The 11,308-nt window shown below is 70.9% G+C and carries 11 protein-coding genes; 4 read left to right on the top strand and 7 right to left on the bottom strand.

The genetic code is table 11. The features are described from left to right. The 3 genes from dnaG to rpsU form a co-directional block, all read right to left on the bottom strand. Window positions 1–1,289: DNA primase (gene dnaG / locus D7X55_RS26480; protein ID WP_121724517.1), on the bottom strand; the 1,289-nt coding region annotated here is incomplete at its 3' end. A 345-nt stretch (window positions 1,290–1,634) separates the two neighbouring features. Further along, window positions 1,635–2,093, bottom strand: a complete 459-nt coding sequence (locus D7X55_RS26475; protein ID WP_120549102.1) for a GatB/YqeY domain-containing protein — start codon at window positions 2,091–2,093, stop codon at window positions 1,635–1,637. 105 nt (window positions 2,094–2,198) lie between these two features. Further along, window positions 2,199–2,393, bottom strand: coding sequence for a 30S ribosomal protein S21 (rpsU, locus tag D7X55_RS26470; protein WP_014395136.1), 195 nt, complete (start codon window positions 2,391–2,393; stop codon window positions 2,199–2,201). A 208-nt stretch (window positions 2,394–2,601) separates the two neighbouring features. Here rpsU and D7X55_RS26465 point away from each other — a divergent pair, with 208 nt between their 5' ends. Then, a complete protein-coding gene (locus tag D7X55_RS26465) occupies window positions 2,602–3,918 on the top strand; it encodes a HEAT repeat domain-containing protein (protein WP_233610081.1) in 1,317 nt (438 codons plus the stop codon). 9 nt (window positions 3,919–3,927) lie between these two features. On the opposite strand, the gene D7X55_RS26460 is transcribed toward D7X55_RS26465, so the two are convergent. Beyond that, window positions 3,928–4,839 carry a GGDEF domain-containing protein gene (locus D7X55_RS26460; protein ID WP_014395138.1) on the bottom strand — a complete coding sequence of 304 codons (912 nt, stop codon included), beginning with the start codon at window positions 4,837–4,839 and terminating at the stop codon, window positions 3,928–3,930. A 71-nt stretch (window positions 4,840–4,910) separates the two neighbouring features. Beyond that, the gene (locus tag D7X55_RS26455) at window positions 4,911–5,972 is read right to left on the bottom strand and encodes an asparaginase (protein ID WP_120549100.1); all 1,062 of its coding nucleotides are present in this window, start codon (window positions 5,970–5,972) and stop codon (window positions 4,911–4,913) included. Between the two features lie 103 nt (window positions 5,973–6,075). Here D7X55_RS26455 and D7X55_RS26450 point away from each other — a divergent pair, with 103 nt between their 5' ends. Genes D7X55_RS26450 through truD form a run of 3 tightly spaced genes read left to right on the top strand, consistent with a single transcriptional unit; the run spans window position 6,076 to window position 9,375 of the window. Continuing rightward, window positions 6,076–7,026 carry a thioredoxin domain-containing protein gene (locus tag D7X55_RS26450; RefSeq protein WP_233610080.1) on the top strand — a complete coding sequence of 317 codons (951 nt, stop codon included), beginning with the start codon at window positions 6,076–6,078 and terminating at the stop codon, window positions 7,024–7,026. 7 nt (window positions 7,027–7,033) lie between these two features. Next, on the top strand, window positions 7,034–8,353 hold the full coding sequence (locus D7X55_RS26445) for a DUF4388 domain-containing protein (RefSeq protein WP_199747147.1): 1,320 nt from the start codon (window positions 7,034–7,036) through the stop codon (window positions 8,351–8,353). Next, window positions 8,350–9,375, top strand: coding sequence for a tRNA pseudouridine(13) synthase TruD (gene truD, locus D7X55_RS26440; protein WP_120549097.1), 1,026 nt, complete (start codon window positions 8,350–8,352; stop codon window positions 9,373–9,375). Before D7X55_RS26445 ends, truD begins: the two co-directional genes overlap by 4 nt. A 78-nt stretch (window positions 9,376–9,453) precedes the next feature. Here the strand turns inward: truD and D7X55_RS26435 are convergent, their stop codons facing one another. Both D7X55_RS26435 and D7X55_RS26430 read right to left on the bottom strand, forming a co-directional pair. Beyond that, entirely contained in the window at window positions 9,454–10,878 is a 1,425-nt protein-coding gene (locus tag D7X55_RS26435; RefSeq protein WP_120549096.1) for an OmpA family protein, read from the bottom strand. Between the two features lie 17 nt (window positions 10,879–10,895). Beyond that, window positions 10,896–11,213 carry a DUF4398 domain-containing protein gene (locus tag D7X55_RS26430; protein ID WP_120549095.1) on the bottom strand — a complete coding sequence of 106 codons (318 nt, stop codon included), beginning with the start codon at window positions 11,211–11,213 and terminating at the stop codon, window positions 10,896–10,898. Between the last annotated feature and the right edge of the window lie 95 nt (window positions 11,214–11,308).

Here is an 11,308-nt window from a genome sequence, read left to right as displayed (position 1 = left end):
GGCGTGGGGGGCGGCTTGTACTGGATGGACGACTCAATCTGCGCCGGCATCCAGCCGAAGTGGCCCGCCAGCGCGCTGATGAGCGCCGAGCGCGTCAGCCCCGGAGGCACCTGGGAGGTGACGGGCTTGAGCCGCTCCAGCGCGGCCATCTTCTCCTCGAAGCTCGCCTGCTTGCCCGCGGGGAGCAGGGTGGCGAAGAGGTAGGAGGTGAGGGGCTGGGCGCCTTCGAGCAGCCGCTCCACGCCGTCAGTGCCCTCGCGCCGGGCGAACACGTCCGGGTCGTCTCCCTGCGGCAGCAGCGCCACCCGCGTAGGGGCGCCCGCGGCGAGCAGGGGACCGGCCAGACGCTCCACGGCGGCCAGGCCCGCGGAGTCTCCGTCCAACAGCAGCACCAGGTCGCGGGCCTCCGCGCGCTTGAGCACCTGGAGGTGTCCGGCGGTGAGGTTGGTGGAGCACAGCGCCACCGCGTGACGCACGCCCACCTGGTGCAGGCCGATGCAGTCGAAGTAGCCCTCCACCAGCACGGCCGTCTTGCGCTTGTGGATGGCGTCGCGCGCCTGGTCCATGCCGAAGAGCGTCTCGCTCTTGTTGTAGAGCCGGGACTCGCGCGAGTTGAGGTACTTGGGCCCGTCCTCCGCCGCGACCAGCCGGCCGCCAAAGGCGATGGGCCGCCCCTCCGGCGCGCGGATGGGCACCATCAGGCGGCTGCGGAAGAAGTCGATGCAGCCCTCCCCGCTGTTGCGCTTGCTGACGAGCCCCGCCTTCAGGCCCCACTCCAGCATCCCGTTCTTCTGGAAGCGGTCCGCCAGGAGGCTCCACTCCGCGGGCGCCCACCCCAGCCCGAAGGACTGGGCCACTTCTTCCGACACGCCACGGCTGGCCAGGTAGGCCCGGGCGGCGCGGCCTTCGTCCTCGTGCCAGAGCAGACCGCGGAAGTGCTCGGCGGCGAAGTCCGTGGCCTCCTTGACCTGCTGGCGCTCCTTGAGGCCCGGGTCCTGCGCGGCCTCCAGGTCGATGCCCGCCTCCTGGGCCAGGTCCCGCACCGCGTCCTGGAACGTCTTGCCCAGGTAGCGCTGGATGAAGGACACCGCGTCGCCGCTCGCACGGCAGCCGTGGCAGAAATAGAAGCGCTTCTCCGGCACCACGTAGAAGGACGGCGTCTTCTCCTGGTGGAAGGGGCAGCGGCCCTTGAACTCACGGCCCGCCTTCTTCAGCTCCACGTGGCGGGACACCAGCGACACGATGTCCACTCGGTCGAGGACCTCTTGGATCTTGTGCTCCGGAATCACGACGCCCCTCCTCCATCCACCCGCATGAGCGCGGCCTGCCGCCCTTCACCCTGACAGCCCCGTCTGACGCACCCTGGGCGGCATCCCCCCGGGCCGTCCTCCCAGGCGGGTAGGGCAGCCGGACGCGGACGGGGCGCGGAAACGGACGGAAGCTGGGACACGGCGCGCACTCCTCCAGGCTGCCCGCTCGCCTCCCAGGGTGGGGGACGGGCGGAAAGGAGCCCTCGAAGGATCAGCGCTTAATGGGCGGAGGGCGAGGGATCAAAAAATCCGCTCAAGCCCGGGTCGGGGAGGGCACCTGGGAGACGTTTCCCGGCGCCCCTTCCCCTGGTTACGGCGGGGACTTCAGGACAGCTTGGCCAGCTGGGCCTTCACTTCCTCGGAGATGGCCTTGCCCTCGGCCTTGCCCTGGACCTTGGGGTTCACGTTCTTCATGACCGCGCCCATGTCCTTGGGGCCCTTGGCGCCGACCTCGGCGATGGAGGCCTGGACGGCGGCGGTGAGCTCTTCCGGGGTGAGCTGCTTGGGCAGGTAGCGCTGCAGGACGGAGATCTCCTGCTCTTCCTTCTCCGCCAGCTCCGGACGGCCGCCGGACTTGAACTGCTCGACGGAGTCGCGGCGCTGCTTGATGAGGGTGGCGATGACCTGCTGGATACCCGCGTCATCCAGCTCGCTCGCGCCCGGCTCGACCTCCTTGTACTTCACGGCGCTCTTGAGCATGCGCACCACGCTCAGGGTCAGCTCGTCCTTGGCCTTCATCGCGTCCTTCAGGTCCGCGGTCAGGCGCTCTTTCAGGGTGGTCATGTCGGGGTTCCTCACGGGCGGGGAAAAGGGTCGCCGCGCCAGCGGATGGGACGGCGGGAGCCAGGGCACCTGACGGAGCCCCGGCTCCTCACTGCGAGACCCTGCTTAGTACGACTTGCGGGCCTTCTTCACAGCGCGCTTCTTGGCGGCGAGGGCCTTCTTCTTCCGCTTCACGGAAGGCTTCTCGTAGTGCTCGCGCTTGCGGATCTCGGAGAGGATTCCGGCCTTCTCGGTGGCCTTCTTGAAGCGCTTGAGGGCGCTTTCGATGGACTCACCTTCCTTCACTCGAATACCGGGCATGCAGTCACCTCCTTCCGCCTAGCTGGATGCAGTCTGGAAATCTTCAAAGGGTCGGGGGGTATGGCGCAGCGGGCCGGAAAAGGCAAGGAGACCCGCACGGAAAGGATGGGGCCGTTGTGCGCTAGAATCCCGGGTGCGTGTTCCGCCTCCTCTTCCTGGTCCTCCTGCTGGCGGCCAGCCCCTCCCGGGCCGGCACGGTCGCTTCCGAGTGCTGGGCCTCCTGCCGCCGCCACGTCGCGGACCCTTCCTTGAGTCCCCGGAGGACGCGGACCTGGGGGCCTGTCTCACCGCCGTCCGGGCCGCCGCGGATTCCGGCAGCTCCACGGCGGACTTCCTGCGGGAGGCGGGGGCCCGGGGCCCTTCGGCCGCCTCGCGGGTGTGGGCGAAGCGGGACGCCGTGCGGCAGTCGCTGTCGCTGGAGATGTACTCGCAGGAGCCGTCCGTGCGGCTGCCGGCGCTGCTGCACCTGGCCACCTTCCTGGGGCGCTCCGCGACGCGCGTGGTCTTGGACGCGGTGGCGTCGCGCCCCGTCGCGGGCGACGCGGTGATGGCGGAGCTCCTGTTCGCAGTGGCCGAGCGGCAGCGTGCGTCCGTGGGCCGGCTGCTGCTCACCGAGGCGAAGCCGCCGGACGAGGCGGTCATCAACCGGCTCTTCGCCGTGTACTCGCGCGAGCTGGACTCGCTGCGGCCGGAGCTTGCGTCTGGAGACGCGCAGCGCAGGCGCACGGCGGTGGCCACCCTGCGCCGGTATGGCCCGCTGGCGAAGCGGGAGCTGGAAGGGGCGCTGGGGGACGACGACGGGCGGGTTCGCGAGCTGGCGGCGCGCGGCCTGGCGGAGTCCGCTGGCAAGCCCCTGCGCGACGTGGCGCTCCAGGGGGTGAAGGACGCGGAGTCCCCGGAGGCCGCCCGTCCGTGGCTGGGCGCGATGGCCCACGAGAAGGGCTGCTTCGCCTTCCTGCGCGACGTCGCGGAGGGCCGCCACGCCCGGACGCCGGAGGTCCAGGGAGAGGCGGTGGCGTTCCTGGGGGACTGCTCGGAGGGCCCGCCTCCCGCGAAGCGGCTGGCGCCCTTCTTCTCATCGAACGTGGTGCCGGTGCGTGCGGGCGCGGTGCGGGCGCTGGGGGCGCTGCCCCGCAACGGTGACGCGATGGCGCTGGCGGCGCGGGCGCTGGACGACGGCTCGCCGGAGGTGGTGGTGGCCGCGCTGGACGTGCTGTCCGCCTACCGTCAGCCGTCGCGGGGAGACGAGGCGGCGGGGCTGCTGGCGTCGGAGCACCCGGTGGTTCGCGCGGCGGCGGCGCGGGCGCTGGAGTTCGTGGGCCGCGCCGCGCACGTGCGCGTCCTGGCGGAGCGGCTGCGCGGAGACCCGGTGGCGGACGTGCGCGTCGCGGCGGCGCGGACGCTGAGCACGCTGGGCGGACCGCAGGCCGTGGCGGCGCTCAGCGAGGCCGCGTCACGCGACGCGGACACGCACGTCAAACATGTGTCGCAAGAGGGACTGCGGCGGCTGGGCTTCGGGCGCTGAAGCCGGGGCTCACGGGCCGCTGATGGCCTTGGCGTCCACGCGGTTCCGGCCCGCGTGCTTGGCCCGGTACAGGTACTTGTCCGCGGCGGAGATGAGGTCCTCCGGCTGGGAGAAGTCCGAGTCCAGCAGCGTCGCCACGCCCAGGCTGATGGTCACCTTGATGGGCGTGCCGCTGAAGATGAAGTCCGCGCGGTCCACCGCCACGCGGCAGCGCTCCGCGCACGCCAGGGCCGCGTCCTCCGCGGACTCGCGCAGCATCAGCGCGAACTCCTCGCCGCCGTAGCGCGCGAGCAGGTCCTCGGTGCGCACCGTGTCCGCCACCCGCTGCGCGATGCGCGTCAGCACGAAGTCTCCGGCCGGGTGGCCGTACACGTCGTTGATGCGCTTGAAGTGGTCCACGTCGAAGAGCACCAGCGACAGCGGCACGCGGTGGCGCAGGCAGTACGCGAACTCCTTGCGCACCGTCTCCATGAAGTACTTCTTGTTGTAGACGCGGGTGAGGCCGTCGCGCGTGGCGGACTCGTAGATGCTGCGCTGGTACTGCTCCTCCAGCGCGTCCTGGATGCTGAACTTCAGCACCGTGTTGGAGCCGATTTGAATCTTGTCGCCGTCGTACAGCGGCGCCGCGCTCACCTTCAGGCCGTTGAGGTACGTGCCGTTGGTGCTGCCCAGGTCCACGAGCTGGAAGCGGCCGTCGCCAATGGCGACCACCTTCGCGTGCTTGCGGGAGATGCCGTCGTCCTCCACCTGGAACTGGGCCTCCGAGCTGCGGCCCAGCACCACCTCCGAGCGGTCCAGCTTGAACATCCGCCCGATGCCGGCGGCGGACTTGGCGCTGATGACGATCAGATACGCGCTCTGCTGCTGGGCGCTGCCCAGCAGGTCCGAAATGGAATGGACGGAAGTTTTCTCCTCGGACATCGCGCCTCCCATCTTACGGGCCGCCTTTTCACGGCGGCAAGCACACCCACGCTCCTTTCACGCACCCGGTGTCAGGCGACCCTCCCCACCCGCGCCGGCCGCCGCCTCTTCTTCTCCGGTGGAGGAACTGTCGGCCGCCCGACGGACAGCTCGCCGGCCACGGGCGTCCGGAGGAAGCGGGAGAGGGCCTCGCCCCCCCGGGGATGCTCCGCCAGCCCCTGCATCAGCTTCACCAGCGCCGCGGAGGGGGTCATGTCCGCGCCGCCCACCGCCCCTTCCGCCAGTGCCTTCGCCCCGGACTCATAGAGCGTGAGGTCCACCCCGTTGCGGTACGCCTGGCTCACCACCAGCACCGGCACGCCCCGCTCCCGCGCCTGGACGAAGAGCGGCAGGAGCGAGCGGCCCAGCTCCGGCGCGATGGGCACGTTGCCCGCCCCGTACGCCTCCACCACCAGCCCCTTCACGTGCGGCAGCAGCTGCAGCGGCAGGGCGGGGTCCAGCCCCGGGTACACCTTCAGGAGGAAGACGCGCGGATCCAGCTTCTCATGGAGGCGGAAGGGGCCCCGGGACGCCAGGCCCTTCTCGAACGTGGCGTCCACGCCCAGCGTGCCCAGCACCGGGAAGTTGGGGCTCTCGAACGCGTCGTACTCGGCCACCTTCACCTTGCGCGTGCGGTTGCCCCGGTACAGGTGCGAGTCGAAGCAGATGGTCACTTCGCGCGGGCCCTGGAGCGCGGAGAGCACCGCGTCAATGAGGTTGAGCCGCGCGTCCGAGCGGATCTCCCCCAGGGGCCGCTGCGAGCCCGTCAGCACCACGGGGCAGGGCGGGTTTCGCAGCATGAACGACAGCGCACTGGCCGTGAAGGCGAGCGTGTCCGTTCCGTGGGTCACCACCGCCCCGTCGAAGTCCGGCAGCCGACGGTGGAGGTGGGCGGCCATCCGGCTCCAGAGCTCCGGCTGCATCTCGGAGCTGTCCAGGTTGGAGAACAGCTCCAGTTCGATGTCGGCCAGCTGGAACAGCTCCGGGGCGCGCTTGCGGAGCGTCTGGAAGAAGGCCGCGGGACGCAGGGCGGAGGGCCGGCCACCGGCCATTCCGAGCGTGCCTCCCGTGTGCAACATCAGGACTCTGGGCATGGGCGAAGGGCCGTCTGCCAAAGGCCGCCTTGCTTTACAAGCCCGGCGCGCGTGGCTAAACCCCGGAGCCGTGTTCCTCCCTCGATGGAAGCGTATTGCTCCCGTGCTGGCCGCGGCGGCCCTGATGGGCGCCGGCTGCACCAAGAGCGCGGAAGTTCCCGCCACGGCCAAGGCGCCGCCGAAGGCCGCTCCGGCCCCTTCCGCCGCGCCGGTGGCGCCCCCGGCCGAAGCTCCGTCCGCGGATCCGGCCCAGGTGCTGACGGGCATCCCCGGCATGGACTTCTCCGCGCTGCCCCCGGCGGCGAAGCGCGAGCTGGCCACGGTGTTCACCGACGAGTTCTGCTACTGCGGCTGCCCCCACTCGCTGGGCGCGTGCCTCAAGCAGCACACGCCCTGCAAGCACGCGAAGCGGATGGCCAGGCTGTCCGCGCGCATGGTGGCGGAGGGCGGGCCCGCGAGCGAGGTCATCGTCACGCTGTCGAAGTACTACGCGTCCTTCCGCGAGCCGCGCGTGCAGCTCAAGGTGGATCCGCGCATGTGCCAGGGCGACGCGAACGCGCCCGTGACGGTGGCGGAGTTCTCCGACTTCGAGTGCCCCTTCTGCGGCAAGGCCCGCCCCATCCTGGAGGGCTTCGCCAGGAAGCACCCCAGCGAGGTGCGCTTCTGCTACCTGCCGTTCCCGCTCTCCATGCACGCCAACGCCATCCCCGCCGCGCAGGCGGTGCTGTGGGCGCGCGACCAGGGCAAGTTCTGGCAGATGCACGACGCGCTCTTCGGCCAGCAGAACAACCTCAAGCCGGAGGCGCTGCCCGCGCTGGCGAAGTCGGTGGGGCTGGACGGGGACAAGCTGGCCGCGGTGTTGAAGACGGAGCAGTACAAGGACGAGATTGAAGGCTTCCAGGCGCAGGGGCGCATGGCGGCCATCAACAGCACCCCGTCCGTGTTCTTCAATGGACGTGCCTACGAGCTGGGCTTCCAGGAAGCCCAGCTGGAGCACAGCATGGAGGACGAGGTGGAGTGGCGCGCGAACAACAACGCGTGGGCCGCCGACTGACCCTTCGATGAGCCAACGCTTCCGCATCGATGGCGCCGCGCAACTGGTCCCCGTGGACCGGACCGGCATCCCCGCGCTCGCGGGACGCTCGGGGCAGTACGCGCTGATGCCCACCGCGCCCGACCTGCTGGTGTTCTCCCGCACGCCGCCGGAAGGGGGCTCCATCCCCACGCCGCGCGTGGTGCTGGCCGGTGACGCGGGCGGCTTCCCGCTGTCGGACCTCATCGCGTTCCTCAGCCAGTCGCGCTGGAGCGGCGTCATCCGCGTGCACACGCCGGGCGGCGAGCGGTCGCTCACGCTGCGCGAGGGCGAGGTGCGCGGCGCCACCTCCGAGGAGCCCGCGGACCGGCTGGGCGAAATCCTGGTGCGGCTGGGCTACGCGGACCGCGCGCAGGTGGAGGCGGTGCTGCGCGAGCAGTCGCCGTCCAAGCTGGGCCGGGCGCTGGTGGAGAAGGGCGTGCTCCAGGCGCACGACCTCTTCAAGTGCGTCACCCACCAGGTGAGCGAAATCTTCCACGCCATCGTGCTGGCGCGCGAGGGGACGTTCTTCCTCATCGACCAGCCGCTGGACGAGAAGACGGGCCACTCGCTCCAGCTGTCCACGCAGAGCCTGCTGATGGACAGCATCCGGAAGATCGACGAGCTGGCGCACTTCCGCAAGCGCATCCCCCACGGCCGCATGTACGTGGCGCGCAAGCGTCCGTCCGACGGCAAGCTGGAGGAGGACGAGGACCGCGTGCTGGCGATGCTGGACGGGCGGCGCACGGTGCTGGAGCTGGGGCACGCGGCGCGGCTGTCCGAGTTCGACATCACCAAGGTCGTCTTCCGGCTGCTGGAGGGGGGCTTCGCGGGGCTGACGGACAAGCCGGTGGGGGCTCCCGCCTCGGCCGTGGCGCCGGAGAAGACGGCCGCGCCGCGCGTGCGTCCGCCGGTGCGCCAGGCGCCTCCGGTGGATGCGCGTCCGGTGGCGCGCGTCTTCAACTTCATCTTCCGGGAGATCCGCGACGAGGTGGCCCGCTCCGGCATGGACCGCGAGTTCATCGCGGCGGCCAACGCGGCGCTGGCCAACCAGGCGCTGTCGTCGTCGCCGGTGCTGGAGGGGCTGGCGTTCGCGGCGGATGGCAGCCTGCCGGAAGGCCGGCTGATGGAGTCCTTCGACAAGCACCGCGCCTACCTGGGCAGCGAGCCCCTGGCCTCGTTCCGCCAGGCGCTGAGCGACGTGATGTTCTTCCTGCTCTTCCAGGCGGGGGAGCTGTTGGAGTCGCGCGCGGACGAGGACCTGGCCCGCCGGGTGAAGGAACTCCTGGCCACGCTCGAGGCGCCGTGACGACGGATACAGGTTTCCCGAGGCTGACCGCGGGCGTGCCCGGGTGCGGCGGTGCGTTCAAGCTCACCCCTGACGACTTCGAGGTGGAGGAGCTGCCCGCGTACCTGCCGTCCGGCGAGGGCACGCACCTGTACCTCTGGGTGGAGAAGCGCGGCCGGGACACGCGCGAGGTGGTGCGCGCGCTGGCGTCCTCCCTGGGCGTGCGCGAGGACGACATCGGCTCCGCGGGCATGAAGGACCGGCAGGCGGTGACGCGGCAGTGGCTGTCCGTGCCCGCGAACGCGGAAGGGCGCCTGCCGGAGTTCGCGCTGGAGGGCGTGCGTGTGCTGGAGGCGAAGCGCCACGGCAACAAGCTGCGCACCGGGCACCTGAAGGGAAACCGCTTCCGGCTGCGGCTTCGCGGCGTGAAGGACCCGGGCGCGGCGCGCGAGTCCTTCTCCCTGCTGGCCGCGCAGGGCGTGCCCAACTACTTCGGCGAGCAGCGCTTCGGGCGGGCCGGCGACAACGCGGACCTGGGCCGGATGCTGCTGTTGGGACAGCGGCTGCCGAAGCGGCCGGACCGCTTCCAGCGCAAGCTGTACCTGTCCGCCTTCCAGTCGCGCCTCTTCAACCAGGCGCTGGCCGCGCGGCTCACCGCGGGCACCTTCGCCACGGCGCTGTTCGGCGACGTGCTGCGCAAGGAGGAGACGGGCGGCCTCTTCGTGTGCGAGGCGCCGGACGTGGACAACCCGCGCGTCGCCGCGTTCGAGGTGAGCCCGGCGGGGCCCATGTTCGGCCCCAAGATGACCGCCTCCAAGGGCGAGGTCGCGGAGTTCGAGGCGCGGCTGCTCACCGAAGCGGGCGTCACGCTCAGCGACTTCCAGCGCGGCGGTGACGAGACGGAGGGCACGCGCCGGCCGTACCGCGTGCGGCTGGGCGCGGCGGAGCTCACGGTGGATGGCGAGGACGCGCTGCTCACGTTCGAGCTGCCGCGCGGCGCCTACGCCACCGAAGTGCTGCACGAGCTGCTCAAGGACGGCTGAGCAGCCCCCGGAAACGACCGCGCCTCCCAAGGCCTTGAGGCCCGGGGAGGCGCGTGGGGAAACCGCCGGGTCACGTCATCACTGCCGGATGACGTTGAACTCCGTGCGGCGGTTGAGCGCGCGGCCCGCCTTCGTGTTGTTGGGCGCCACGGGCTTCGTCTCTCCGAAGCCCACGGCCTCCATGCGGCCCGGGTCGATGCCGCGCTTGAGCAACTGCGCCATCACCGCGTCCGCGCGCTTCTGGGACAGCTTCAGGTTCGCCGTGTCGTTGCCCATGGAGTCGGTGTGGCCCTCGATGCGCATCTTGCGGATCCACGGCGCGTCCTTCAGCGCCTGCGCCACCTCGTCCAGGATGGTGGTGCTCTGCTTGCCGATGATCTTCGCCGAGCCGGTGCCGAAGAGGATCTGCTTCTTGATCTCAATGCGGTCCTTCTTGACGATGACCATCTTGTACTGCTTGGCGCACCCGCGCTCCTCCTTCACGCCCGGGTCGTCAGGGCACGCGTCCAGGCGGTCCACGATGCCGTCGCCGTCGCGGTCCGGATCCGGGCAGCCGCCGTTCTCCTGCGGGCCGGTCTCGTTCGGGCACTTGTCCTGCGCGTCCGGCACGCCGTCGCTGTCGTTGTCCAGGTCCGGGCAGCCGTCGTCGTCCTGGAAGCCGTCCTTGTCCTCCGGCTCGTCCGGGCACTTGTCCTTGTCGTCGTTGAGGCCGTCGCCGTCCTTGTCCACGATGGGGCAGCCCAGGTTCTGAAGCGGGCCGGGCTCGTTGGGGCACTTGTCCGTGCCGTCCACGATGCCGTCCAGGTCGTTGTCCAGGTCCGGGCAGCCGTCGTCGTCCTGGAAGCCGTCCTTGTCCTCGGGCTGGTCCGGGCAGCGGTCCACGTTGTCCAGCACGCCGTCGCCGTCGCGGTCCTTGGGGGCCTCTGGCGGGCAGCCGTTGTTCTCCGCCACGCCGGGGATGAGCGGGCACTTGTCCTGCGCGTCCAGCACGCCGTCGCCGTCGTTGTCCGGGTCCGGGCAGCCGTCCTGGTCCTGGAAGCCGTCCACGTCCTCGGCCTGCTCGGGGCAGGGGTCGTCCTTGTCCAGGACGCCGTCGCCGTCGTTGTCCGTCTCCTCGATGCTCACCACCACCTGCTGCTGGGGCTGGGTGGGCTGCTGGGGCTGCTCCGCCTGCTGCGGCGCCTCCGGACGGTCGCGCACCAGCACCTGGCGCGGGCCGCAGTTCTTGGACAGCTCCAGGGCGCGCTTCACCGCGGCGTCGGCGTCGCGCACGTGCTGGTTGGCGCGCGAGCTGTTGCCCTGGCTGAGCTCGCCCCGGGCGAAGTCGAGGTTGGCCTCCGCGGCGGCCAGCTCCGCGGGGGCGCAGCGCAGGGCGCCTCCCCGGCGGGCGCGCTCCACGTCGGCGGTGAGCACCTCCGTGTCAGCGCGGATCTTGTTGCCGCTGACGCAGGCGATGGAGGTGAGGAGCAGGGTGAAAAGCGCGGACTGGGTCAGACGCTTCATCGGAGTGCGCTCGGGCGTCACGGGTTCTGGGGGCGGCCCTGGGGTTCGCCGCTGTTGGCCGCGGACATGGCCTTCTCACGCGCCTCGTTGGCGAAGCGAGAGGCCTTCACCGCGAAGTCCACGCCGGCCTGGTAGTCCGAATAGCCGACCTCCTCCCGCGCCTTCTGCAGGTAGAGGTTGGCGGCCGTCCACTCGTAGGGGGCTTCCTTCTCCGCCCCGGCGGTGCGCGCGGCCTGGATCTGCACTTCTGCGTCGAGGATGTTGGACGTGGACTTCACGGGGCCACATGCGGTCAGCACGCCCGCGAACGCCAACAGGAGCGACTGCTTCGTCATCACTGGGGCCTCGGTCGACAGAGCGGAGGGAGACTGGTCGACGGTCGTATCAATCGCCTCCGGGGGGGTCAAGAATCGGGCGGTTGGCGTGAAGC

This window comes from Corallococcus sp. AB049A, from assembly GCF_003668885.1.
GTDB lineage: Bacteria > Myxococcota > Myxococcia > Myxococcales > Myxococcaceae > Corallococcus > Corallococcus interemptor.
This window is presented reverse-complemented; position numbering and strand designations above follow the sequence as displayed.